The following is a 24,487-nucleotide window of genomic DNA, read 5'->3' on the forward strand; positions in this document are numbered from 1 at the left end:
ACACCGGCGTGTGAGACGGAAACGTCAGTGGGGGGAGGCGATCGCTCTGGCCGCCGCCACCTCCTGGCGCAGCGGTTCCAGGACGCTGTCCGGCGGGCCCGTGAGGTCCGTGCGGACCGCGACCAGGGTCTCCGAGCGGCGGACGCCCTCCGCCAGCTCGCGCAGTTGCAGGGTCACCTGATCGACCTCGGCCCGGTCCGGGGGCGGCGCTCCGTGCCGTACCCGGACCCGGGCCGCCGTCGTCGCGTCGACGATGCGTTCCACCGCGACGACCAGGGGCCACCAGGCCGCCGCCCGGCGGCCGGTGGGCGGCGGTTCGGTCAGGGCGCGCTGGAACTCGGTGCGGATGACGGACAGGTCGCGGTAGAGGCGGCGCCGCAGCCGGGCGCGAGCGGCGGGCTCCGCGCCCGCCTTGAAGGCCAGCTCGACATAGGCCGCCGTGTCCGCCACCGCGTCGGCCAGCCGGTCGCCGACCCGGGTGCGCCAGCTCTCCGGCCACAGCAGGTACCCGGCGATCAGCGCGATCGCGCAGCCCATCAGGGAGTCCAGGAGGCGGGGCAGGAGCAGCCCGGTGCCCTGGTGGTTCAGGACGTCGGAGAGGAGCAGGATGACCGGGGTGACCGCCGCCGTCTGGAAGCCGTAGCCGCGCGGGGTCAGGGCCGGGACCAGCGGGGCCAGGACCATCATCACCGGTACGTCCCACCAGCCGCGCGGCACCACGGTGAGGATGGTCGCCGCCACCACCAGGCCGGCCACCGTGCCCACCGCGCGCAGCAGCGCCCGGGAGAAGACCGAGCCGAAGTCGGGCTTGAGGACGAAGGTGATGGTGAGGGCGACCCAGTAGGAGCGCGGGACCGGGACGAGGGAGACCAGGGCCTGGGCGATGCCGATGCACAGGGCGAGGCGGATGCCGTAGCGCCAGGAGTTGGCGGAGAGGACGACGTTGCGGGCGGCGCGTGCGGTGCGGATGCCGAGGGCGGCGGGGCGGCCCAGACGGTCGTCGATGCCGCGGGGGTCGACGTCGGGGGTGGTGGCGACCGTGGCGACGTGCCGCAGGGCGTGGTCGACGGCGCGGCCGGTCTCGTTGACCGGCTGGGGCAGGTCCAGCCCTATCGGGCCGGTGTAGCCGGTCTCGATGGCGTCGGCGATGTGCAGGACCGCGGCCGGGACCTCGGGCGGCAGCGGCTTTCCGGCGAGGCGGGCGAGCCGGACGGCCGGGGCGGCCTCCACCACCGGGGTGATCGCGTTCAACTGGGCCAGCATGCGGGTGAGTTCGCTGCTGCGGCCGCGGTACCGGGCACGCCGGGCCAGGATCAGGTCGTACGCCTCGTTCAGCGACTGGGTGACGGTGTGCCGGGCCCGGTCGTACGCCTCGCCGTCGTCGCCGTCGCTGACGGACAGCAGGTCGGCGACCGTGCGGTAGGCGGCGGCGACCGCCGCGCGTTCCGGTATGCCCGAGCGCAGCGGCCAGGCCAGCAGGGCGAGCAGGAGGACGAGCAGGCCGCCGCCGGTCATCAGCACCGGGGTGAGCCACCAGGCGCCGGGCAGCGGCAGGCCCGCGCCGATCACGGAGTTGAGCAGGAGCAGGAGGCCGGAGACGGAGGACACCGCGCCGATCGTCGAGATCATCCCGGAGAGCAGCGCGATGCCGGTGATCACGGCGACGGTGAGCCAGCCCTGGCCGTAGACCAGCGAGCCGGCGGTGACGCCGACGGCGCCGAAGAGCTGCGGGACCGCGATGTTGAGGATCCGCATCCGGTAGGCGTCGGCGGTGTCGCCGATGACCCCGGACAGGGCGCCCATCGAGGCGAGCGCCCCGTACGCCGGCTGTCCGACCGCGAGCCCGACGGCGAGCGGCAGGCTCATGGCGAGCGCGGCGCGGGCGACGGCGGCCCAGTTGAGGGGGGCGGCCTGTTGGGGCCGGAGGTTCCTTACCAGCCAGTCGGGAGGGGTGAGGCCGATGGGGAACTCGCGGGACATGCGTCCATTATCAGGGGTTGCGCAGGTGGAGCGTGATGTCCACGACGAGGGCGCGGTGGACCATCCGGTCCAGGGCGCGGAGCCCCGTACCGATGTTGGCACTACACGGGACGCGAACGTGTGTGCCGGTGATCGCTGGTTGGGGTGGCGATTGTGGGATCGGGGTACGTGTGTGCGGTGGTCGCACTTATGGTCCTTGCGAGGGTTCGGGACGGTTCGGTGTCCCGGGCGGGGCCGTGAGGGGAGTGAGATGGCGCAGGCGGGGGCGGATACGGAGGTCTGGCATGCTCGGTACACCTACCGGCTGCGCGTGTCATCCGCCGCCGACGCCGCTTTGGCGGCGGAGTGGGATCGGTGCCGGTGGGTGTGGAACGAGTGCGTGGCCAAGTCCAGGGCCGTACACGTGCACAACAAGGCCACCGGGGAGGGGGGACCTGTGGTCCTGCCCAACTCGACAGGATGCTGACCGAGGCCCGCGCCCGTACGCCGTGGCTGCGTGAGGGCTCGTCGGTTCCCCAGCAGCAGACCATCCGCTGCAAAGCTGTGTCCCCCGGGACAAGAACTCCGCACGCGTGATGCTCGTCCGGGCTGGTCTCAACCCGGCTGGTGCCGATGGCGGAAGACCTCCCGGAGCGCTGCTCCGGGAGGCGGCCTGAGCCAGGAATCCCCTCCCGCTAGGGAGGGGAGGATTCAATTGTCTGAGATTACGATTCTTCGTCCACCCGTGCCAGGAACTCCCCCAACGCCCGGTTGAACTCCTCCGGCCGTTCCAGGTTGGGCATGTGGGATGCCTTGTCGATGATCCGGAGCGTGGCGTCGGGGAGGAGCGCGTGCATGGCCTCGGCGTCGGAGACGGGGGTGTACTCGTCGTCCGCGCCGACCACGATCAGGGCGGGGACCGTCGCCTCGGCCAGCAGGGGGCGGTAGTCGGGGCGTTCGGCGCGGCCGCGCAGGGCCGCCGCGGCGCCCTCGGGGTGCGTGGCCGTCATCATGCGGTGGACGTGGGCCTTCACGTCGGGGCGGGCGTGCGGGGCGACCATCTTCTCCAGGACCTCGTCGGCGTAGCCGCGCATGCCCTCGCTCAGGAGCCGGTCGGCCATGGCGTTGCGGGCCCGTCTGCCCGCCGGGGTCTCCGGGTCGGGGAAGGTGTCGGCCAGGACCAGGCCCCGGACGCGTGCGGGGCCGAGACGGTCGTAGCACTCCATCGCGATCTGGCCGCCCATGGACAGTCCGGCGAGCACGCAGGTCCGCACGCCCAGCGCGTCGAGGAGTTCCTCGATGTCCGCCGCGAAGCGGGAGAGCGGGGTGACGCCGGGGGTGACCGGGGAGGCGCCGTAGCCGCGCAGGTCGGGGGCGACGACCCGGCGGGCCGGGGCGAAGGCGGCCACCTGGGGGTGCCACATCGTGCGGTCGAAGGGGTGACCGTGGATGAGGAGGAGAGGGGTGTGCGAGTTTTGCGGATTTTGCTGGTCGCTGTCGTCGTATGCGAGGAAGGGGGGCATGTGAACGACCCTAGAGATCCTCAACTCCTCGGTGCAATAAAATCTTTGCCCTCGGTGCAATGAGAGAGGAGGGACCGTGGACGACTTCCGGGGCATCGCCGACCGGATCGCGCTGGACATCGCGCGGGGGCGGCTGCGGGCCGGGCAACGGCTGCCTCCGCAGCGGGCGTTCGCGCGGCGGCACGGGATCGCCGCCTCGACCGCCGGGCGGGTGTACGCCGAACTCGTGCGGCGCGGGCTGGTGGTGGGCGAGGTCGGGCGGGGGACGTTCGTGCGGGCCGCGGGGGCCGTGCCGCAGGGGCGGGCGCTGGTCGAGGACGGTGCCGCCCGCGTCAATCTGGAGCTCAACTACCCCTCCGTACCGGGGCAGTCGGAGTTGCTGGCCCCGGCCCTCGCCCCGCTGCTGCGGCCCGACGCGCTGACCGACGCCCTGCGGCCGGCCGCCGCCGACGGCACCCCGCATGCCCGGGAGGCCTCCGCCGCGCTGCTCGCCACCGGCGACTGGCGGCCCGACCCCGGCCGCATCCTCTTCACGGGCAACGCCCGGCAGGCGATCGCCGCCACCCTGGGGTCGCTGGTGCGGCCGGGCGGCCGGGTCGGGGTGGAGCCGTTGACGTATCCGCTGGTCAAGGAGATCGCAGGACGGCTCGGTGTCACGCTCGTCCCGGTGCGGGCGGACGAGGACGGGCCCGTCGTCGAGTCCGTGCTCGCCGTGCACCGGTCCGCGCCGCTCTCCGCGCTCTACCTCCAGCCGACCCTGCACAATCCGACGTCGGTGACCGTCCCGGCCGAGCGCCGACTCCAACTGGCTCGGATGGTGGACGACGTGGGGCTTCCGGTCGTCGAGGACCGGATCTGGTCGTTTCTGCACGACGGCCCCGAGCCGCCGCTCGCCGCCCTCGCGCCGCGGCTCGTCCATCTCGTCGACGGACTCTCCAAGCGGGTCGCGCCCGGTCTCACCGCCGGGTTCGCCGTCGTACCGGAGGACCGGGTGGACGCGGTGGCGGCGGCCGTGCGGTCCGGGGGGTGGAGCGCGGGAGCGTTCGCGCTGGAGGCGGCGGTGCGCTGGATCGGCGACGGGACCGTGGCGCGGCTCGTGGCGGCCAAGCGGGAGCAGGCCGCACGGCGGCAGCGGCTCGTCCGCGAGGCGCTGGCCGGGTTCGCCGTACGGGCCGACCCCTACGGGTACTTCGCCTGGTGGGAGCTGCCCGAGCCGTGGCGGGCGGACGGTTTCACGGCGGCCGCGGCCGCCCGCGGGATCGCCGTCACGCCCGGTACCGCCTTCCGTGTCGACCCGAAGCGGACGCCGGACGCGGTACGGCTCGGGCTCGCGTCGGCCGCGGAGCCCGAACTGGCGGGGGCGCTGCGGACGCTGGCCGCCCTCGCGGCGCGCGGTCCGCGGCACCCCCCGGCGGACGGTCAGTCCAGCAGGCCGTCGTAGTCCGGCAGCTTGTAGGTGGTGTCGGCGTACCCGCCGGTCAGGTCCGTCGTGTTGTTGCCGATGTTGGCGATGATGTCGTAGCCGTTCGCCTCGATGGCCTTGCGCTGCGAGGTCTTGAAGTCCGCGACGGACTCGGTGAGCAGCTGGGCGACCGTCCGCGCGTAGAGGCCGTCGACCGTGTAGCCGACCGACTTCAGGTTGGCCTTGGTCACCACGTTGTACAGGTCGCTGCGGGCGCTGACGAAGAACACGCTGATGCCCTTGGCGTGCGCGTCCTGGGCGAGGGCGAGCACCGGCGGGGTGGCGGGGATCGTGATGCCGCCCTCGAAGTAGGTCTCCAGCGAGGTGTTGTCGATGTCGAGAACGATCGCCTGCTTGGCGCCGGAGGTGTTGGCGGCGGCGCGGCTGTCGATGTAGGTCTGCGCGGGGCCGGTGACGGCGGCGACGTCGGACAGCCACTGGGCCTCGGTGACGGTCGAGTCGGCGGCCTGCGCGGGCAGCGCGGCGGCGAACGACAGGGCGAGGCCGGCCGTGAGGGTGACGGCGGCACGGCGCGCGGTGAGACGGTTCATCGGGTGGGGGCTCCTCGGGTCACGTCGGCGTCGGCCGCCGGTGTTCCGTACCGGTGGCCGTCGCCCAGCCACGGTGGTCGGCCGGTGCGCCCGCCGGGTGACTCCCGGAGAAGCAGCCGGTTACATGACTGGCATGTTCTGGTCAGGAGCCTGTGAATCGGCCCTGAGGGACGCGGAATCGGCTGTGCCCGCGGCCGGCTGCTGCGTCTCCTGCGGCCTGGACCGGCGCAGGTGTCCGCTGACCCAGGCCAGCGCGGCCACCGTCAGGCCGAGGGCCACGAGCAGCCAGGAGACCGTGCGGAGGGTGGACGTCAGGGCGTCGTAGACGGCGGCCGCGGCCGGGTGCGAGACGTCCGGCGGCAGGTCGGCCAGGGTGAGCCGGCGGCCGATGACGAGGGCGAGACCGAGCAGGGCGCCGCCCAGGGCCGTGCCCAGCGCGGTCGCCGTGACGGCACGGCGGCGGCGGACGGCGAGGGCGATGCCGCCGACCGCGAAGACGACGGCGGCGACGGGCAGCCAGAAGCCGGCGACCTCAAGCACGTGGAACCCCTTCCGGAGCCGGTCCAGTTCGGCCGCCGGGAGTACCGCGACGGCCGTGTGCTGGACCGGGATGCGGGCCGCGAGCGGCACATGGTCCTGGGTGAGCTGGTCCTTGACCTGGGCGGTGACCGGCGCGAGGTCGACGGTCACGGGCTCCTCGCGCTCGCCCTGGAGCGCGCGCAGCACGGCGTCGTGGGTGGCCCGGTTGCCGGCGTCCCAGGCCAGCCGGAACGCCCGGGTCTGGGTGAAGGAACGGACCGCGTCGCGCACGAACGGCGCGACCGTGCCCCGCATCGGCCGGCCGACGTCCACCTCGCGCATGATGCCGTCGCCGACGGTGTCCGCCACGGCGTCCCGGACATCGGGGTCGTCGGCCAGCGGCGCCATCGTGCTGACGTACTGTCCGGTGTCCGCCAGCCCGTACGCCGCCCAGGCCGCGAGCGCGCCGAACGGCAGCAGCAGGCAGCCCAGCGCGATCAGCAGGGCCGACAGGGCGCGCCGGAGACGTGAGGGCGGCGCGGGCCAGGGGGACCCCGGAGGCACTGAGGGCACTGAGGGCACGCTTCCAGGCAAGCCCCTGAGGGCCGGTCAGGCGAGCTGGGGGACTGCATTCGGGGGTATCGCGGGGCGCAGGTCGGGCCGAACGGGCGGTACGGCGGTGCCGGCCCCCGGAAACCCTTGGGGCGCCGCGCTCCGGTGGAGGGTTGACCCGAACGGGTGTTTCCTGGTCTGGGAGCGTCGTCGGGCGCCCGCGGCGCCTCGGCGACTGGTGAGGGGAAAAGGGGAACGCGTGGACCCCGGCCGTGGGGGCCGGGGTCCACGCGTACACCTCGCGGCGCTGTTGCCGGGTACGCGGCTACCGGATGCGGTGTCCGGCCGCGTCCTCGTGGGTGTAGAACCGGTAGAACATCACGAGGAACGTCACCGCCGCGACCGCGAGCGCCATGGCGACGGACCGGAGGATCGAGTCGCCGCTCTGGCTGTACAGGAAGCCGAAGGCGATGCCGATGAACGCCGTCCACACCACGGCGTGCAGCTCCCGCCGCAGCCGTGGGGCGATGGTCAGCACGGCGAACAGCACCACCGCGAAGACGAGCGCGGTCAGGAACCCGAACAGCAGGTTCCAGCCGGTGATGGGCCCGCCCATGCGCCGGTTGGCCGCGGCCCAGTAGCCGTAGATCAGCCCGGTCACGACCGGTATGGCCACCCGGGCCCTGGCGTGCATCCGGGAACTGAACACGTCGGGCGTCCGGCCGCTCCGGCGCATACCGCCGGACGTGGGTGCCGCTTGAGCCATGAGCGTGCTCCTCTCTCCTCGCCCCCACCTTCCAGAGCACACCTGCGGGTACCCCCTGGCAAGTCGGTCAGTACATCCCGTACGGGGTTTTGTACGACGTGCGATCGGTCCCCGCCCGTGTTTCCCTGACTCTCGTGACCGACCACCAGGCCCTGCGGCGGTACAAGGAGCCGCTGTGGGCCAGGGGCCGGAGCATCGCGTGGGTGGCGCCGCTCCTGCTGCTCGCCGGGATCACGGCGGTCGACCTCAACACCACGGAGCGGTTCCGGATCGTCTCCTGGATCGTCCTGGTCCCCGGTATCGCGGCGGCGATCTGCGGGGTGTGGACGACGGCGGTCTTCGCGGTGCTGTCGGTCCTCGACTACGTCGCCGTGGACAGCGCCTGGCCCCACCAGTACCGGGCCGGGCTGCCCGACTTCATCCTGGTCGCCTTCGCGGGGCTGCTGGCCATTCTCGCCTGCGCGGTCCGCAGGAACAGCGAGCGGCGGATGCTGCACATGCGGGACATCGCCGAGACGACCCGGCGTACCGTGCTGCGGCCGCTGCCGCCGGGGTGGGGCGGGCTGGAGCACGCGGCGGTGTATCTCGCCGCGGACAGCCAGGCCCGGGTGGGCGGCGACTTCTACGACATCCAGCCGGGGCTGTACGGCACGCGGGTGCTGGTCGGGGACGTCCAGGGCAAGGGGCTGGGAGCGGTGGAGACGGCGGCGGCCCTGCTGGGGACGTTCCGCGAGGCGGGGTACCACGAACGGGACCTGGCGACGGTGGCCGACCGGCTGGAGACCCGGATGATCCGGCACCGGCGTCACACGGTGGCGCTGGGCCGGGACGACGGCGACCGCTTCGCCACGGCGGTGCTGCTGGGCTTTTCGCCGGACGCCCCGGACGTCGTGGAACTGATCAACTTCGGCCACGAGCCGCCGCTGGCGGTGGGGCCGACGGGGGTACGCCCCCTGCCCCCGGGCGGCGGACTCCCCCTCGGCATGGCCGACCTGACGACGGCGACCGGCCCCCCACCCACCGTCACCGTGGCCCTCGCCCCCGACGAGACCCTCCTCATCACCACGGACGGCGTGACCGAGGCGAGGAACGCGGACGGCACGTTCTTCGACCTGCCCGAGGCGGCAGCCCTGACACCGGCCCCCGACCCGACCCCCCTCGTCGCCCACGTCCGCGACGGCGTACTCCGCCACAGCCGCGGCCACCTCTCCGACGACACCACGATCTTCGCAGTACGCCGAACCGCAACCCCCTGAAGAAGCGGGACTACAGCGCCCCGTCAGGGGCGCTGGGAGTACCCCCGGCCGAAGGCTGGGGGAGGAACTGCGCGACCAGCCACGACGGCGCGGCACTCCGCAACCGGCCGGCAGTCCAACGGCGGGTACCGGCAGTTCGGCACCGCCGAGTCGCAACGTCGTGGCCGAGCGCCGCTGCGGCGGAGAAGGGGGGCGGAGACAAGACAGGGAGTAGGACGGTGTCCTCGTCAAGGGAAGCGGGGGCAGCGAGGGTGGTCCCGGGGAACCCCTGCGGTGGTCGTACCGGTCGTTACCCGGCCCAAACCTCCCCTGTACCCCCCGCTTTGCAAGCGCAGCGGTTACCGTGCTGACGTAAGTGAAACCGGGGAACAAAGGGGGAGGGCCCGATGCCCGGAACCGTGCTGCTGATCGCGGCCTCGCCGACAGGCAAAGCGCGCATGGTGGACGCGGCCTCCGTGCTGTCCGTACTCGCGGCCGTGCCCCCGGCGATACTCTCCGGCACCGAGACCGCGAACGTCGTCGAACTCGCCGACCCCCTGGAGCCGCAGGCCGTGCTGACCCGGCTGCGGGCCGCCGCGGCCGCCCCCGGCCCGCTCACCGTGTTCGTCACGGGCCAGCTCCACCTGGACCGCAAGCAGCGGCTGCCGCATCTCGCGCTGGCCCGGACCACGCCCGCCACCGTCCGCTACACCGGCCTGCCCTGGCACTGGATCCGGGAGGAGCTGAGGCTGCGGCCGGCCGGGGCGACGACGCTGGTGCTCGATCTGCACGCGGACCCGGAGGCCTGGGAGCAGTTGCACACGGTGCCGCTCGACTGCGGGCGGAACAACGCCGTGCACGGGCGGATCGCGCCGCCGCCCGCCCGGCGGGGGGTCGCCGTACCGTCGTACATGAAGGCCGTGGCGACCGTGCTGAGGAGCGGGCACCGGCCGGCGATGGCGGAGCTGCACCGGCAGGTGCTCGCGCGGCTCGGGGCGGAGGTCGCCACCGACTTCCTGCTCAGCACGCACACCCCGGACAGCGGGGATCCGCACGACGCCATCAGCGCGGCCGTGCGGGACGGGCGGTACACCGAGGCGGACGAGCTCGCCGCCCGCTGGGAGCAGGCGGCCGCGCGGGCGCACGGGCCGGCCTCCGAGGAGGCTCTGCACTGGTCCGAGGTACGGGCCGACCTCGCGATGTTCGCGGGGGACGCGGCGCGCAGCTGCCGTACCTGGCTGACCGTGGCGCACGCCCGGCTGGCCGCGGGGCAGTCGGCCGACGCCCCGGCCGTCGAGGCGGCCGTGGACCGGGCCCACCACCAGTGGGGCGCCATCAAGGACACGGCGCGGGCCCGTGAACTCGGGCCCGCGCTCGCGGAGTTGAGACTCAGGGTGCCGGGCCGCCGGGAAGGTGCCCTGGACCATGTCCAGCAGCACCTCCGGCAGCTTCAGACCAGCTGAGGCACCGGCCGAGGCACTAGCTCGTGAACGTGAAGTACTTCCAGGCACCGTAGGTCGTGGAGTTGACCGTGTCGCCGGACGTGCCGTTGATGTAGTCGGAGCGGACCCGGAAGCGCCAGCCGACGTCCTCCTTGTGGTTGCCGGTGAACTCGACCGACGAGACTCCGCTGGTGGCCAGCGCGAAGTACTGCGAGGTGTCCGCGTACCACTTGCCCTGGTAGTAGACCTGGAAGTCGAACCGCTGGGCACGGCCGCCGTAGTACGGCATCTTGGTCGTGAACAGCGGGTTCTTGGTCTTGTGGAAGTAGTAGTAGGTCTGGCCCCAGGCCTTCTTGCTCTTGTACTGGCGGCTGACCGCCATGGAGATGCTGACCTTCGCGCCCACCGAGCTGGACACCGACCGCGGCTGCCAGCGGGCGTCGCCCGAGAACTTCGCGGTGACCTTGGTGTCCCGCTTGAGGTCGAGGACCACGGACAGGTTGCCGTGCGAGTCGACCTTCCCGGACTTCACCAGCTTGTTCGGCTTGTCGGAGCCGAACGGGTCGGCCCAGAGCTCCACCGTGCGGTTCTTGTACGTCGTGCCGAGATGGGCCGTGAACTTCACGTCCTTCCCGTACGAGTACACCTTGCCGTTGTTGTTCAGCGTCAGCGTCGGCTTGGCGCGCGAGACGTCCACGGTGTCCTTGGCGGAGGCGCCCGTGTGCTCGGCGTCGCCCGCGTAGGAGACCGTGTACGTCACCTTGCCGCCGGCCGGCGGGGTGTCGGTGAAGGAGTAGGTGCCGTCGGCCTTGACCGTGACGGCGGGCAGCGCCTTCCCGCTCGGGGAGTCCAGGTCGGTGCGGACGACCGTGACCTGGGTGCCGGCGGGCAGCGCGGCCGTCGACGAGAGCGTGCCGGTGACCGTGAGCTGCTTGGCGCGGGTCGCCGACGCCGGGGCGTTCACCGTGAGGGTGCTGGCGGCCTTGGCCGGGCTGTCGTACTCGCGCAGGGAGTACACGCCCTGGCTGTTGGAGGTCACCGCGAACAGGCGGGAGGCGTCCGGCGCCCAGGCGAGGCCCGCGGCGGCGACGAGGTCGGAGCCGCTGCCGCCGCCGGTGTTCGGCAGGTCGTAGCTGCGGACGGCCTCGCTGCTGCCCGGGTGGAAGATGTAGATGTCCGGGTTGTAGGAGGCGTCGCTGCCGCCCGCGACCGTGCCGTCGGGCGCGATGGCGACCGAGTTCGGGTAGTTGATGCTGGTGTACTTGCCGTCCTCGTTGAGGTCGGACGTCTTGAAGATCTGGTGGTAGTACGGCGCTCCGCTGGCCACCACGACGTCCTTGCCGTCGGGGGTGACCTGCAGGTCGCCGAGGTTGCTGCCGGCCTCACGGGTGCTTGCCAGCTTGGCCGCGGTGCCCGACGAGACGTCGTAGGAGGCCAGTTCGACGGGGCTCTGGTCGACCGCGCCCGCGACCAGGACGCCGGAGCCGGGTGCGGCGTCCAGGAGCGGCGCCTGGTACCAGCTGTTGTCCTGGTTGAGGGTGACCGCGTGGTCGCCGGTCAGGTCGACCGATCCGATGTTGCCGGCCACGGCACCGCCGTAGCCGAACCACAGCTTGCCGCCGGCGAGGGCGACGCTCAGCGGCTTGTCGCCGACCGCGTAGCGGGTGGTCTCGGTGTCCGTCGCGGTGTCGATGACGGCGATGGCGTCCATGTCCTGCACGGCCGCGTAGAGCGTGCCGGAGTCGGCGGACAGTTCGAGGCCGTGGACGCCGGAGAGGCCGGTGGTGAGCTGCTTGAGCACATTGCCCGAGTAGTCGGTGACGACGATCTTGCCGTTGCTCGGGTCGCTGATGAAGACCTGCTGGTGGGCGCCGTCGACGACGATGTCACCGAGCGACTTGACCGGCAGGAGCCCGCTGGTGTCGGCGAAGGCCGGAGTGGCGGCCAGGGCCGCGGAGCTGAAGAGGACCGCCAGGGTGGTGGCGGCCGTGACGGTGCGCATACGCACGCTGATTCGAACCCCCCGGATCGAATGAAGTGGGCGCCACGGAGCGCGGCCCACGAGTGTGCGAGTCCTCTTGTGTGAGTTCTCTGTGGGCCGCGTGTGGCGGATGCAACGAAGACTAGGTCATGCCACTGACAATCGGCATCCGGGATTCACCGGCGGGGGGCGGGAGTTGGTCAGGCGTACGCGTCGAACGTGATCGCGCTCGGCTTGGCCTTGTTGAGGTGGTCGTCGAACTTGGCGTCCTGGAGCGGGAAGTTCGCGTCCCCCCAGTCGGAGGCGTTCAGGATGTCGCGGAGGTTGGACGCCATGTTGTCCCAGGTGAGCAGGTTCTCCTGGTGCCAGGCGGCGTCGTCGTTCTCCGGGGTCTCGCCCCACTTGGCGAACCGGAAGTCATGGGTGCTCAGGCCGTCCTTGTGGTAGACGACCTGGACGCGCTGGCTGCTCATCGGCACGTCGGCGACCGCCTCGGTCTCGAAGTCGCCGTGCTGGGAGGCGGACAGGTACGACGGGTAGTCGGCGCCCTGCTTGACCCAGACGACGATGCACTCCCAGTCGTGGCGGTGGCCGATGCCGGGGGACGCCTCGTCCTTCTCGAAGTAGCTGGCGTAGATGATCCCGCACCAGCCGTTGTTGCACTTGGCCCGCGAGTAGGTGTTGGCGTGGTCGAGGTGACCGGTGCGGCAGCTGCCCGTGACGGAACCGGTCGGCTTCAGGCCGCCGTTGAGGTTGCCGTCGGGGTCGATGGCGGCGGCCGGGTAGCAGCTGTCCGTGTCGTAGTCGTACAGCGGCTCGAAGAACTTCTGGAACGTGGTCGCGTTCTCCGGGAGGTTCTGGAGCACGCCCGCCGAGGCGGTGAAGGGGAGGGCGAGGGTGAGCGCGGCGGCGCTGCCCGCGACGGCGGCGGCTCGGCCGAGGCGGCGGGTCCTGGTTCGGGACATCGGGGGGCTCCAGTCGACGGTCCGGGGGGCCGGGATTCGGGGTTCGGGTGTGCGGTGACGAGGCCCGTTGGTACGGTCCTTTTCGACCCGGACATGACATCCGGGTGGGGACCAAGACTGGCAAGCCGAGAGTGCGATGGAAGGGCTTTCTGTCAAACGGGGAGCGGCAATTCGCGGAACTGATCAACGTGCGTCCGGCGTGGGAAAAGCCCCCGGCGAGACCGGGGGAGGGTCTCGCCGGGGGCGATCGTGGGGCCGGCCGTGCGGCGCGGGTTCCTAGTGGCCGGCGGTGTGCCCGGCGGTCGCCGAGGTCGGGGAAACGGGGGAGTCGTCCGTCGCCCTGGCCGGGCCGGCGTTGGCGGCGGTGATGAGCGCGGCCACGGCGATCACGGCTGCCGCGACACCGCGGGCGTACCGTGTGGTGGGGCTTGCGGTGGGGCGTGCGGGTGTGCGTCCGAGCACGGCGACCTCGCAACGACAGGGGCGGGTTAAGCACGTTTAATTCGCGGTTTAACCTAGGGGTAGTCAGAGCTCAACGGCAAGAGGTTCAGGGGGAGTTGGGGGGAATGGCAGGATGCAGGAGCGGGACGATCCGGAGACCATAGGACGGCGGGTGCAGCAACTGCGCACCGAACGGGGGCTCACCCAGCGGCAATTGGCCGAACCGGCCTACACGCCCGCCTACATCTCCACGCTGGAGGCCGGGCGGGTACGGGCCTCCGACGAGGCGCTGCGGCACATCGCGGGCCGGCTCGGCGTCGGCTTCGAGGAGCTGGCCAGCGGGCGCCCCGCCCACCTCGCCACCGACCTGAGGCTACGGCTCACCGAGGCACAGCGCACCCTGGCCACCGGCGCGGCCGAGGCGGCCGCCGCCCAGTACGCGGACCTCTTCGCGGAGGCCGAGGCGCTCGGGCTCGCGGTCGAGCAGGCCACCGCGCTGCTCGGGATGGGCGAATGCGCCCTGGACACCGGTGACCTGGGGCAGGCCAGGGAGTTCTTCGAACGGGCCGAGCTGTGGACGGCCGACGAGCCGCTCCCGGTACGGGTACCGGCGATCCGAGGCCGGGCGGTCAGCCACTACCTCGCCGGTGAGCTTCGTTATGCCGTCTACCTCCTTGAGACCACGCTCGACGAACTCAACCGCAGTGGCCTGCACGACCCCGACGCACTCCTGCTCCTCTACGCCTCCGCCATCGGCCCGTACATGGACATGGGCGCCCACGCCCGCGCCGCCCAGGCCGCCGAACTCGCCCTCGCCCTCGCCCCGCAGGCCGGCGACCCCGCGCTGATCGCCCGGATGCACCGCTCCGTCGCCCGCACCCTGCTCGCCGAGGGCCGGGTCGCCGAGGCCGACGCCTCCCTGGCCAAGGCCGCCGAGCTGTACCGCCAGCTCCAGCTCCGTACCGAACTCGCCAACTGCCACTGGATGCGCGGCTACGTCTACGCTCAGAACGGCGAACTGGAGCGTGCGGAGGGGGAGTTGCGGGAGGCCCTCGCCATGCTGTCGGAGACCCGTGCCGCCCTGTACCGCAGCCAGGCGGCGGTCGAACTGGCCGACGTCCTGCACCGCCGGGGCAAGTCCGAGGAGGCCGCCGAACTCCTGCACGACGTGCTCGGCGACTTCTCCTCCGAGCGCGGCGCGGTCCACTCGGCCGCCGCGCACCGGCTGCTCGGCATCATCGCCGAGGACGCCCGGGACACGGAGGCGGCGGAGGAGCACTACGTACGGGCGCTGAGCCTGCTGGAGCGGGCGGGCGCGGCCGGCGACCTGGCGGACCTGTGCCGCCTGCTCGGGGACCTGCTGCGCCGCACCGGCCGGGTGGAGGCGGCCCTGGACGCCTACCGCACCGGCCTCGGCCACCGTACGGCCCCGGGCACGACGACCCTGGGACCGGCACCGGCACAGCCACCGCTGTAGGACCACCCTTTCCGATCCGTTCCTTTCCGTTCCGCGCCTGTCCCTTGATCTGCGCGACGGGCGGCAGCAATGGCGTGCTTCCTGCATCCATCCCCTCGATATGGCGGTGAACCACCGAACGCCTTCTACAAAGGTCTCGTCAGCGAAACGCGAAACGCGAAGCCTTCGAAACGCTGCGAGCCGAGGGAGAAGACGATGACCGACCACGGAGCCGACCTGCTGATCCGCGCCGGCGCGGTGCACACCCTGGTGCCCGGCCAGGCCCCGCAGCGGGCCCTGGCGGTGCGCGGCGACCGGATCGCCGCCGTGTCCGCGGACCCGCACGGCCTCGACCACCTGGTGACCGCGCGGACCGAGGTCCGTGACCTGCCCGGCGCCACCGTGCTGCCCGCCTTCGACGACACCCACACCCACCTGATCTTCGCCGCGCTCGGCGCCCAGGACGTCCCCGTCCACCGGGCCCGCACCATCCCCGAGTTCCTCGACCTGATCCGGCAGCGGGCCGCGGCCACCCCCGAGGGCGAGTGGATCCGCACCACCACCAACTGGCAGGAACTGAACCTGGCCGAGCGCCGCATGCCCACCGCGGCCGAACTCGACACGGCCACCGACCGGCACCCGGTCCTGGTCAAGCGCGGCGGCCACAACGACGTCGTCAACAGCTACGCGCTGCGCCTCGCGGGCATCACCGAGGACACCCCCGTACCGCCCGGCGGCACCATCGGCCGCGACGCCGAGGGCAGGCTGGACGGCCGTCTCATCGACAACGCCCTGCACCTGGTGGAGCGCCTGGTCCCGGCCCCCGACCGGGACCGGCGCATCGAGGGTCTCCGGATCGCCTCCCGCGACTACGCGGCCACCGGCATCGGCACCGTGCGGGACTGCGCGGTCGCCCCCGAGGACTACCGGGTCCTCCTGGCCGCCCGCGAGGCCGGCGCCCTGCACACCAGGGTGCGCGCGCTGATCTCGGCGCTCGGCATGACGAGCGCGGCCCAGGTGGAGGAACTGCTCGACACCATGGAGGAGTGGCGCGACACCTCCGACCCGTACCTGTCGGTGTGGGGCGTGAAGTTCGGCCTCGACGGCGGCCTGGAGGCCGGTGCCACCGAGGAGCCGTACGCCTGTGACCACTCCTTCTCCGGGATGCTGATCTGGGAGCCGGACGCGCTGGTCGAGGCGGTCGAGGCGGTGGTCCGGCGCGGCCGGCGGGTCGGCACCCACGCCTACGGCGACCGGGCGGTCCGTGTCCTGCTGGACGTCTACGAGCGCGTCCTGGACCGCAATCCCGGTCTGCCCGCCGGCTCGCTGGTGATGGAGCACGGCGGCCTCGCCGGCTCCGAGCAGCGCGCCCGCGCCGTCGCCCTCGGCATCCCCGTCACCATCCAGCAGCCGCTGCTGCACGACACCGCCGAGGTCGAGGAGGGCTTCTGGGGCCCGGAGCGGGTCGCCCGCCTCTTCCCGGCCCGCGGCTGGATCGACCTGGACGCCCAGGTCAGCGCGGGCTCCGACTTCCCGGTCGGCCAGTTCGGCGCGATGCGCTCGGTGTGGGGCATGACGACGCGGCAGACGGTCATCGGGGTGAAGGGTCCCGAGCACGCGATCAGTTATGAGGAGGCGCTGACCCTGCACACCACCCAGGCGGCCCGCCTGACGGGCGAGGACCGGGTCCGCGGCACCCTGACCACGGGCCGCTGGGCGGACTTCACGGTGTGGGACCGGGACCCGGCGACGGTGTCCGGGGAAGCGTTGCGGGACCTGAGGCCCGTTCACACTTTCGTGGGCGGGGTCGTAGTGCCCCTTTAGGGGCGCTGGGGGTACCCCCGGCCGAAGGCTGGGGGAGGAACTGCGCGACAAGCCCCCACCGGCCCGCACCTGACACACAGCAATCTCTGTGCCAAGCAACAGCCCCGTTCACTAGCGTCCTGCACGTGCAAGACCAACGGACAGGAGCCGACGGCCTGCGTCTCCTGACACGGGCCGTCGTCCACGTGGTCCTCGGCGGCACCGCCCTCCTCGCCATCGCGACCGTCGCCTCGTTCCTGGGCCCCACCCTCGCCCTCGACCTCTACACCCCACCCGTCGCCGCCTGGTGGACCGTGTTCACGGCGGTCGCCGTCCAGGGCGTCCCCTTCCTCCTCCTCGGCACCGTCGTCTCCGCGGCGATCGGCGCCTTCGTCCCGGAGCGGCTGTTCACCCGCCTCCTCCCCCGCAACCAGGCCCTCGCCGTTCCCGTGGCGGGGGCAGCGGGCGTTGTCCTGCCCGGCTGCGAGTGCGCCTCCGTGCCCGTGGCCGGCAGCCTGATGCGCCGCGGGGTGGCCCCGGCCGCAGCCCTCGCCTTCCTCCTCTCCGCACCCGCGATCAACCCGGTCGTGCTGGTGGCGACCTCGATCGCGTTCCCCGGTCAGCCGATGATGGTGCTGGCCCGGCTGCTCGCCTCCCTCGGCACGGCGGTGGTGATGGGCTGGCTGTGGGCGCGGTTCGGCCGCGACGACTGGCTGCGCCCGCCCCGCACCGCCCACACCCCCCACACCACCGGCCCCCGCGCCTTCGTCGCCGGCCTGCAGCACGACTTCCTGCACGCGGGCGGCTTCCTGGTGCTGGGCGCGGCGGCCGCGGCGACCTTCAACATCGCGGTGCCCAGATCGGTCCTCGACGTCTTCACCGGCTCCGCGTGGACGGCCGTACCCCTCCTCGCGGTGCTCGCCGTCGTGCTGTGCGTGTGCAGCGAGGCCGACGCCTTCGTGGCCGCCTCGCTCAGCGCGTTCCCGGCGACGGCCCGGCTGGCGTTCATGGTGGTGGGCCCGATGGTCGACCTGAAGCTGATCGCCCTCCAGGCGGGCACCTTCGGCCGGCGCTTCGCGCTCCGCTTCTCCTCGGCGACCTGGCTGGTGGCGTTGTCGTCCAGCGTCCTGGTGGGGTGGTGGCTGCTGTGAGGCGCTACGGCGGACCGGTCCTGCTCTGCCTGGTCGGCGCGGCGGTCCTGCGGATCACGCTCCTCGGCGACCTGTATCTCAGGTACGTGCAGGCGGCCCTGCGCCCGTACCTGATCGCCTCAGGCATCGTCCTGATCCTGCTGGGCGCGACGACGGCGGTACTGCGAGGACCGAGGGGCCGCACACCGGACGGCGAGCACGAAAGTGAGCACGACGGCGAGCACGAAAGTGAGCACGACGGCGAGCACGAAAGTGAGCACGACGGCGACGACGACGGCCATAGCCACCACGGTGCCGCCGGCCCCCGCATCGCCTGGCTGCTCACCCTCCCCGCGCTCGCCCTGCTCCTCTTCCCTCCCCCGGCCCTCGGTTCGTACAGCGCGGGGCGCGAGGCGGCGCAACGGGCGGCGCAAGGGGTCGGGAGGTTCCCGGCGCTGCCGGCCGGGAACCCGGTGGAGCTGACCCTCGCCGGGTTCAGCTCGCGGGCGATCTACGACAGCGGGCGCTCGCTGAGGGGCCGTACCGTCCGGATGACGGGCTTCGTGACGCACGGCTCCGGCGGCACCTGGTACCTGACCCGCCTGATGGTCACGTGCTGCGCCGCCGACGCGACCACCAGCAAGGTCGAGATCCGGGGCGAGGACGCGCCGCCCACCGACACCTGGGTCACCGTCACCGGCACCTGGCACCCGAAGGGAAAGCTGGGCTCGGACGCGGCGTGGCCGCCCGTGCTGGACGCGACGTCGGCGAAGACGGTGAGGCAGCCGTCGGACCCGTACGAGACCCGGAACTAGCCGCCGGCTAGGCCTGCGCCCGCCCCTTCTCCCGTACCTGGGCGAGGCGCTGGACGCCGATGTCGAGGGCCTGTTCGGTCGTGTCGTCGGGGAGGGTGCCGAGGGCGCCGGCGGTGAGGACGATCGCGTCGTCGCCGACGCGGACGACGGCCACGTCGAGGGTGAGGGTGGTGGGGGCGTCGGCGGCGGAGGGCTGTGTGGTGAGGGTCATCCGGAGCCCCTGGCGCGCGTCGCCGAGGTCGTGCGGCAGCCCGGCGTCGGCGATCTGGACCGCCTCGGTCCCGGCCGCGGTCGTCTGCGCGGTGAACTGCCCGCAGGTGCGGGGCAGGGTCCGCAGCCAGGCCAGGGTCCGCTCGACGTCGGCGGAGCGGCTCGCGTCGACCTGGTAGCGGAGCTGGGCCGCGTCGTCGCCGTCGTCGAGGGCGGTGGCGGCCTGCGGGCCGGCCGGGGTGCCGAGCAGTTCGTCGGTGTAGAGGGCCTCCAGGAGGCGCTGGCAGTCGGCCTGGCCGGTGGCCGCCTTGAGCAGGCCGTCGTGCCAGGTGGCGGTGCCGTCGGTCGCCGTCCACGGCACGCCCAGGTCGCTCTCGTCGATCAGCGCGGCCTGCGCCTGCTCGATGGTGAGCGCCGGGGTGTCGGACGAGGACGCCGGACTGGTCGGGGCGGCCCGCTCGGCCGTGGTCGCGCCGGCGGACGAGGCGGAGACCGGGGCGGACGCCTCCGGCGGCTCGGCGGCGGTGCAGGCGGAGACGGCGAGGAGGCCGACGACGGCGAGACCGGAGGCGAAGACTTTCATGCGGGGGACTCCCCAGGACCAGGACTCGGAAGCAGCGGAACGGGACACAGGAGCAGCGGAGTGCGTGCTCCCACGCCACCACCCCCCGCCCCCGCGCGCCACCGCTCCGGTCCGTCCGGGTGAGTCCCTGGGGGAAGTCGGCCGAGCCGACGTTCGTGGCCAAGCCGTCCGGGAACCGTCCCTGAGCCACGGCCGGATGTCCCTGGGTACCAGCCCGTCGTCCCGTCCGCTCCTCCCCGCTGTCCGCCCTCGCCTCCTACGATCGGGACCCATGACGAGCCACGCATTCGCAGGTGTGCAGGGGCGGGAGATCGCCTACCGCCGCAGTCCCGGACAGGGGCGCCCGGTCGTCCTGGTGCACGGCAACTCCTCGTCCTCCAGGACCTGGCGTCACCTCCTGGACGGCGAGTTCGGCCGGCGCCACCGCTGCCTCGCCCTCGACCTGCCCGGGCACGGCGAGTCGCCGGCCGCGGAGCCCGGGTCGGGCGTGTACTCGGTGCCCGGCTACGCCGCCGTGCTCGCCGGCTTCGTCGACGCGCTGGACGCACGGGACGCCGTGATCGTCGGCTGGAGCCTCGGCGGCCACATCGCCCTGGAGGCGTCCCCGCTCCTCGCCGACGCGGCCGGCTACGCGGTCTTCGGCACCCCGCCCCTCGGCGGCCCCGGCGACCTGGCCGAGGCGTTCCTCCCCATCCCGGCGGTGCAGACCGGCTTCACGGCGGACGTGGACCGCGAGGCCGCCCTGGCCTACGCCCGGTCCTTCTACGCCCCCGGCTCCCCCCTCCCCACCACGGACCTGGTCGCCGACATCCTGGCCACGGACGGCACCGCCCGCAGCGACCTGGCCGCCAGCCTCGCCGGACCGGGCGCCGACGAGACCGAGATCGTCGCCACCCTCACCAAGCCACTGGCCGTCCTGCACGGCGAGGGCGAACAGTTCGTCAACCTGTCCTACCTCCACAAGCTCCACGCCCCCACCCTCTGGCGCGGCACCGTCCAGCTCATCCCCGCCGCCGGCCATGCCCCGCAGGAGGAGACACCGGATGAACTCGCGTCCCTGCTGGACCAGTTCATCGCGGAGCTGCCGGTCACCGGCGAAGGCTGATCATGGCGCGGACCGAGTACTACGACGATCCGGACGCCCCCACACCCACCACCCTGGTCGTCGCGGCATCCGCGGTGGTCACTGACGACCGAGGACGCATTCTCCTGCAGCGCCGACGCGACAACGATCTCTGGGCGCTACCCGGTGGCGGCATGGAGATGACCGACTCGCTACCGGGTACCGCCGTCCGCGAGGTGAAGGAGGAAACGGGCCTGGACGTGGAGATCACCGGGCTCGTGGGCACGTACACCGACCCTCGCCACGTCATCGCCTACGCGGACGGCGAGGTGCGCAGACAGTTCAACGTCTGCTTCACCGCCCGCACGGCCGGCGGTGAACTCGCGATCTCGGACGAGTCCACGGAGCTGCGGTTCGTCCGGCCGGGGGAGATCGACCGACTGCCGATGCACCACACCCAACGGCTCAGGATCCGTCACTTCCTGGAACACCGTGATCGGCCCTATCTCGGGTGACCCCGGCTTCCCCGGGGGGAATTGCCCGGCCGGATCAAGGCCGACTACATGTTCCCCGGGGCCTGACCCGCGGCAGTGGAGGCCGTGGGTTCGGCGGCCGCCGAGAGGGCCTGGGCCGTCTCGGGGTCGGCCGGCAGGAACGCCTCCAGCTTCAGTTCGGCGAGTGTCACGTCGACGGCGGTGGCGAAGGTCGTCACGGTCGTCATCAGGCGCAACTCGCCGTACGAGGACCGCAGACGGAGCGGAACCGCGAAACCCAGGGAACCTGCGGACGGTTCCAGGTCGGGAACGTACCCGGTGAGTTCGGAGCGCAGCTCCTCCAGGTGGCCGAGGCGGGCCAGGACGTGGCGCGCCCATTCGGCGAGGTTGAGGATGCGGGGAGCCATGCCGTCGGGGTGCAGGGCGAGGCGGTAGATGTTGGTGCCCTCGCCCACCAGGTGGGGGGCCGCTCCCTCGGAAATCAGGTCGAATGCCGCGTTCGCTGCGATCAGGTCACCGCCGCCGTCCACCACCAGTGCCGGATACGGCAGATGCCCGCGCAGGATGTGGTCGATCGCCGTGCGCACGGGGGCCAGCACCGGGTCGTCGAGTGGGCTCTCCGGGTAGGCGGGTGCGTAACCGGCCGCCAGCAGCAGTTCGTTGCGCTCCCGCAGTGTCAGTTCCAGCGACTCGGCCAGGCGCACGACCATGTTCCGGCCCGGGACGGACCTGCCGGACTCGATGAAGCTGAGGTGTCGCTGGGTGGTGCCCGCCCGCAGGGCCAGGTCGAGTTGGCTGAGATGCCGGCGGGTACGACGTTCGCGCAGCGTACGAGGGAAGTCCACGCTCCTGTTCTAACGGTGGCGGAGGGCTCCGGGCCATTCCCCGCAGGGAATTGCCGACCCTCACAACGGTCGTGAACATCACCGACATGGACATCGGCGTACTGCTTCCGACCGGAACCGCCCAGTGGGGCCCGGACGACGACCCTCGCGAGCTGGTCGCCCTCGGCCGCCGGGCCGAACACCTCGGCTTCTCCTCGCTCTTCGTCAACGACTCCCTGATCAGCCCGCGCATCGAGGCGCTCACGATGCTGGCCGCGCTCGCCCCGGCGACCGAGAACGTGACGCTGGGTACGGCCGCACTGTTGCCGTTCCTCCGTCGGCCGATCCAGACGGCCCAGTCCCTCGCATCGATCGACCTGCTGTCCGGCGGTCGGCTCACCGTGACCGTCGGCGCAGGCTTCCCCGGCCGCTTCGGGCGGCCCCTCTACACGCTGTCCGAGCTGCCGTGGGACAGGCGCTTCGCCCGCCTGGACGAGACCGTCGCCCTGTGGCGGGCCCTGTGGGCCGGTGCCGATGCCTTCCACGGCGAGATCCTCCGGTTCGATGACATCCCGCCCATGACCAGGCCGTACCGAGCCGGTGGCCCGCCCGTCTGGCTCGGCGGCGCGACCCCCGCGGCGCTGGCCCGCACCGGCCTCAGGTACGACGGATGGCTGCCGTACCCGCCCGAACCCGCCGACTACGCGTCCGGCCTGCGCGATATCCGTACCGCGGCGGCCGCCGCGGGACGCGCGGCCGAGAACATCACCCCCGCACTGTTCGTCTCGGTACGGATCGACGACGACATCGAGAGCGGCCGCCGGGCACTGGACGCCTACGCACGGGCCACCTACGGCATGCCGCTGGAGGAACTGGAGAAGATCCAGGCGGTCGTCGCCGGCACCGCCGACCAGGTGTGCGCGTGCCTGGGACGGTACGTCGCCGCCGGCGCCCGGCACATCGTCGTACGCCTCGGCGCCCTGGACCTGCGCTCCCAGCGCGACCAGCTCGAACGGGCCGCAGACCTGATCCCGGCCGTCCGGGCGGATCGGGGAGCGGGTGGCGGGGCGCGGGACCGCGCTGTGGGAGTGACCCGGCCCGCTACGTGAGGGCCGCGGTCGCCTCACGGAGTTCGGTCAGGGCGTGGCGGGCCAGGTCGGGGAGGGTGCGTTCGTTCGCCGGGGTGATCCAGCGGGCGAAGGCGGCGGAGAAGGCCTGGGCGCCCAGGTGGGCGGCGAGGGACGCGGTGGGGTCGGGGACGCCGCGGTCGTGGAGGGCCGTGGCCAGCGTGGTGGCGAGGGTGAGGCTCTTGAACGCGGCGCGTTCCCGCAGCTCGCTGTGGCTGCCGATGACCTGCATCAGCCGCGGGCCGAACGCGCGCTGCTCCGGGGTGAAGGAACCGGCCACAGCGTCCAAGGCGGCGGCCACCACCTCCAGCGGGGTCGCGGTGCCGGGCGCCGCCGCGGCTCCCTCGGCCAGCAGGCGGCCGTGCTCCTCCTGGCCCGTGAACAGCACCTCGCGCTTGTCCGGGAAGTGCCGGAAGAACGTCGTCTTGGTCAGCCCGGCCCGCTCGGCGATCTGGGCGACGGTGGTGCTGTCGTACCCCTGCTCGCAGAACAGGTCGATCGCGGCTTGTACGAGGCGCATCCGCGCGTTCGGTTCCCATCGGGCCATGGGAACAGCTTAGGTGATGTGACTCGGTACCGTCACAGGGGTATGGTGACGGTACCGAGTCACATCACCTTCTTCTCGCCCATCGGGAGAGTGCTGTCATGCGTGTTTTCGTCACCGGCGCCAGCGGTCACATCGCCTCCGCCGTCATCCCCGAACTGCTGCAGGCCGGGCACGAGGTCGTCGGCCTCGCCCGGTCAGAGAACTCCGCGGCGGCCGTCAAGGCCCTGGGGGCCGAGGTCCGCCGCGGTGACCTGGCGGATCCGGACGGCCTGCGGGCGGCCGCGGTCGACGCCGACGCCGTCGTCCATCTCGCCTTCGGCCACGCGGCGATGGCCGCCGGGGACATGGCCGGGGCGGCGGCCACCGACCTCGCCGTGGTGCGGGTGTTCGGCGAGGCGCTCGCCGGGACCGGGAAGGTCCTCATGGGGGTCGGCATGGGGAGCGGTGACGGCAACGAGCACCTCGGCGCGGCGTACAGCGCCAATCCGCGGACCGCCACGGGGCGGCTGTTCGGCGAGCTCGCCGAACAGGGGGTGCGGAGCGTGCTCGTCGGGATTCCGCCGGTCGTGCACAGTACGCGGGACCGGAGCGGGTTCCTGCCGATCCTGATCCGGATCGCGCGGGCCGCCGGGGTCTCCGGCTATGCCGGGGACGGTTCGAACCAGTGGTCCGCCGTGCACACGCTGGACCTCGCCCGGCTCTACCGGCTCGCGCTGGAGAAGGCGCCGGCGGGCGCGGAGTTGCACGCGGCGGCCGAGGAGGGGGTCGCGGTGCGCGACATCGCCGAGGTGATCGGGCGGCGGCTGGGGGTTCCGGTGGAGAGCGTTCCGGAGGAGCGGCTCGCCGGGCACTTCGGCTTCTTCGGCGGGCTGATCTCGCTCGACGTGCCGGTGAAGAGCGCACGGACCCGGGAGCTGCTGGGGTGGCAGCCGGTGGAGGCGGGACTGGTGGCGGATTTTGAGGAGGGGCACTACTTCGAGGAGGAGTGAGGATAGATAGGGGGGAGACAGCCCCCCCACCCCCTTTGGGGGAGCCGCTC

General features: G+C 72.6%; 22 protein-coding genes and 1 pseudogene. 12 read left to right on the forward strand and 11 right to left on the reverse strand.

Going from position 1 to position 24,487, the window contains the following annotated elements; translation table 11 throughout:
* Nucleotides 1-24: 24 nt before the first annotated feature.
* Nucleotides 25-1,980 (reverse strand): FUSC family protein, encoded by a 1,956-nt coding sequence (locus tag ABT137_RS26625; RefSeq protein WP_351713111.1) that lies wholly within the window; start codon nt 1,978-1,980, stop codon nt 25-27.
* Nucleotides 1,981-2,230: 250 nt separating this feature from the next.
* Between ABT137_RS26625 and ABT137_RS26630 the strand changes: the two are divergent.
* Nucleotides 2,231-2,514: pseudogene (locus ABT137_RS26630) on the forward strand (RNA-guided endonuclease TnpB family protein); the annotation flags it as partial.
* Between the two features lie 170 nt (nt 2,515-2,684).
* On the opposite strand, the gene ABT137_RS26635 reads toward ABT137_RS26630, so the two are convergent.
* On the reverse strand, nt 2,685-3,482 hold the full coding sequence (locus ABT137_RS26635; RefSeq protein WP_351713113.1) for an alpha/beta fold hydrolase: 798 nt from the start codon (nt 3,480-3,482) through the stop codon (nt 2,685-2,687).
* A 76-nt stretch (nt 3,483-3,558) separates the two neighbouring features.
* On the opposite strand from ABT137_RS26635, the gene ABT137_RS26640 reads away from it, so the two are divergent.
* On the forward strand, nt 3,559-4,923 hold the full coding sequence (locus ABT137_RS26640; RefSeq protein ID WP_351713115.1) for an aminotransferase-like domain-containing protein: 1,365 nt from the start codon (nt 3,559-3,561) through the stop codon (nt 4,921-4,923).
* Here ABT137_RS26640 and ABT137_RS26645 read toward each other — a convergent pair.
* The 3 genes from ABT137_RS26645 to ABT137_RS26655 all read right to left on the reverse strand — a co-directional run bounded on the left by ABT137_RS26645 (nt 4,902) and on the right by ABT137_RS26655 (nt 7,332).
* Nucleotides 4,902-5,495, reverse strand: a complete 594-nt coding sequence (locus ABT137_RS26645; protein WP_351713117.1) for an HAD family acid phosphatase — start codon at nt 5,493-5,495, stop codon at nt 4,902-4,904. The two genes, ABT137_RS26640 and ABT137_RS26645, sit on opposite strands and share 22 nt — an antisense overlap.
* 120 nt (nt 5,496-5,615) lie before the next feature.
* Entirely contained in the window at nt 5,616-6,587 is a 972-nt protein-coding gene (locus tag ABT137_RS26650) for a hypothetical protein (RefSeq protein WP_351713119.1), read from the reverse strand.
* 304 nt (nt 6,588-6,891) lie between these two features.
* Nucleotides 6,892-7,332: a hypothetical protein gene (locus ABT137_RS26655; protein ID WP_351713121.1), complete on the reverse strand. Its 441-nt coding sequence runs from the start codon at nt 7,330-7,332 to the stop codon at nt 6,892-6,894.
* A 134-nt stretch (nt 7,333-7,466) separates the two neighbouring features.
* Between ABT137_RS26655 and ABT137_RS26660 the strand changes: the two genes are divergently transcribed.
* Together ABT137_RS26660 and ABT137_RS26665 are read left to right on the forward strand one after the other, a co-directional pair.
* Nucleotides 7,467-8,588: a PP2C family protein-serine/threonine phosphatase gene (locus ABT137_RS26660; protein ID WP_351713123.1), complete on the forward strand. Its 1,122-nt coding sequence runs from the start codon at nt 7,467-7,469 to the stop codon at nt 8,586-8,588.
* 386 nt (nt 8,589-8,974) lie between these two features.
* Nucleotides 8,975-10,030 (forward strand): hypothetical protein, encoded by a 1,056-nt coding sequence (locus tag ABT137_RS26665; protein ID WP_351713125.1) that lies wholly within the window; start codon nt 8,975-8,977, stop codon nt 10,028-10,030.
* 16 nt (nt 10,031-10,046) lie between these two features.
* On the opposite strand, the gene ABT137_RS26670 is transcribed toward ABT137_RS26665, so the two are convergent.
* From ABT137_RS26670 to ABT137_RS26680, 3 genes are all read right to left on the reverse strand, one after another.
* A complete protein-coding gene (locus tag ABT137_RS26670) occupies nt 10,047-12,017 on the reverse strand; it encodes an Ig-like domain repeat protein (RefSeq protein ID WP_351713127.1) in 1,971 nt (656 codons plus the stop codon).
* A gap of 173 nt (nt 12,018-12,190) precedes the next feature.
* Nucleotides 12,191-12,955 carry an NPP1 family protein gene (locus ABT137_RS26675; protein WP_351713129.1) on the reverse strand — a complete coding sequence of 255 codons (765 nt, stop codon included), beginning with the start codon at nt 12,953-12,955 and terminating at the stop codon, nt 12,191-12,193.
* A gap of 276 nt (nt 12,956-13,231) precedes the next feature.
* Nucleotides 13,232-13,417, reverse strand: a complete 186-nt coding sequence (locus ABT137_RS26680; protein ID WP_351713130.1) for a hypothetical protein — start codon at nt 13,415-13,417, stop codon at nt 13,232-13,234.
* Between the two features lie 112 nt (nt 13,418-13,529).
* On the opposite strand from ABT137_RS26680, the gene ABT137_RS26685 reads away from it, so the two are divergent.
* The 4 genes from ABT137_RS26685 (at nt 13,530) to ABT137_RS26700 (ending at nt 18,600) form a co-directional block, all read left to right on the forward strand.
* Nucleotides 13,530-14,873: a helix-turn-helix domain-containing protein gene (locus ABT137_RS26685; protein WP_351713132.1), complete on the forward strand. Its 1,344-nt coding sequence runs from the start codon at nt 13,530-13,532 to the stop codon at nt 14,871-14,873.
* A gap of 195 nt (nt 14,874-15,068) precedes the next feature.
* A complete protein-coding gene (locus ABT137_RS26690) occupies nt 15,069-16,676 on the forward strand; it encodes an amidohydrolase (protein ID WP_351713134.1) in 1,608 nt (535 codons plus the stop codon).
* 125 nt (nt 16,677-16,801) lie between these two features.
* Nucleotides 16,802-17,806, forward strand: coding sequence for a permease (locus ABT137_RS26695; RefSeq protein ID WP_351713136.1), 1,005 nt, complete (start codon nt 16,802-16,804; stop codon nt 17,804-17,806).
* Nucleotides 17,803-18,600 (forward strand): TIGR03943 family putative permease subunit, encoded by a 798-nt coding sequence (locus ABT137_RS26700; protein WP_351713291.1) that lies wholly within the window; start codon nt 17,803-17,805, stop codon nt 18,598-18,600. The genes ABT137_RS26695 and ABT137_RS26700 overlap by 4 nt, the downstream gene beginning before the upstream one ends.
* A gap of 7 nt (nt 18,601-18,607) precedes the next feature.
* Here ABT137_RS26700 and ABT137_RS26705 read toward each other — a convergent pair whose 3' ends face one another.
* Nucleotides 18,608-19,393: a hypothetical protein gene (locus tag ABT137_RS26705; protein ID WP_351713138.1), complete on the reverse strand. Its 786-nt coding sequence runs from the start codon at nt 19,391-19,393 to the stop codon at nt 18,608-18,610.
* A 271-nt stretch (nt 19,394-19,664) separates the two neighbouring features.
* On the opposite strand from ABT137_RS26705, the gene ABT137_RS26710 reads away from it, so the two are divergent.
* Nucleotides 19,665-20,498: an alpha/beta fold hydrolase gene (locus tag ABT137_RS26710; protein WP_351713140.1), complete on the forward strand. Its 834-nt coding sequence runs from the start codon at nt 19,665-19,667 to the stop codon at nt 20,496-20,498.
* 2 nt (nt 20,499-20,500) lie between these two features.
* The gene (locus tag ABT137_RS26715; RefSeq protein WP_351713143.1) at nt 20,501-20,971 is read left to right on the forward strand and encodes an NUDIX domain-containing protein; all 471 of its coding nucleotides are present in this window, start codon (nt 20,501-20,503) and stop codon (nt 20,969-20,971) included.
* 44 nt (nt 20,972-21,015) lie between these two features.
* Here ABT137_RS26715 and ABT137_RS26720 read toward each other — a convergent pair whose 3' ends face one another.
* On the reverse strand, nt 21,016-21,795 hold the full coding sequence (locus ABT137_RS26720) for a helix-turn-helix domain-containing protein (protein ID WP_351713145.1): 780 nt from the start codon (nt 21,793-21,795) through the stop codon (nt 21,016-21,018).
* A gap of 71 nt (nt 21,796-21,866) precedes the next feature.
* Between ABT137_RS26720 and ABT137_RS26725 the strand changes: the two genes are divergently transcribed.
* Entirely contained in the window at nt 21,867-22,883 is a 1,017-nt protein-coding gene (locus ABT137_RS26725; protein ID WP_502984579.1) for an LLM class flavin-dependent oxidoreductase, read from the forward strand.
* On the opposite strand, the gene ABT137_RS26730 is transcribed toward ABT137_RS26725, so the two are convergent.
* Nucleotides 22,876-23,448 carry a TetR/AcrR family transcriptional regulator gene (locus ABT137_RS26730; RefSeq protein WP_351713147.1) on the reverse strand — a complete coding sequence of 191 codons (573 nt, stop codon included), beginning with the start codon at nt 23,446-23,448 and terminating at the stop codon, nt 22,876-22,878. The two genes, ABT137_RS26725 and ABT137_RS26730, sit on opposite strands and share 8 nt — an antisense overlap.
* Nucleotides 23,449-23,546: 98 nt before the next feature.
* Here ABT137_RS26730 and ABT137_RS26735 point away from each other — a divergent pair, with 98 nt between their 5' ends.
* Nucleotides 23,547-24,437: an SDR family oxidoreductase gene (locus ABT137_RS26735; protein ID WP_351713149.1), complete on the forward strand. Its 891-nt coding sequence runs from the start codon at nt 23,547-23,549 to the stop codon at nt 24,435-24,437.
* The last annotated feature ends 50 nt before the right edge of the window (nt 24,438-24,487 follow it).

The organism is Streptomyces sp. NPDC001980 (genome assembly GCF_040296885.1).
In the GTDB taxonomy this organism is placed as follows: domain Bacteria; phylum Actinomycetota; class Actinomycetes; order Streptomycetales; family Streptomycetaceae; genus Streptomyces.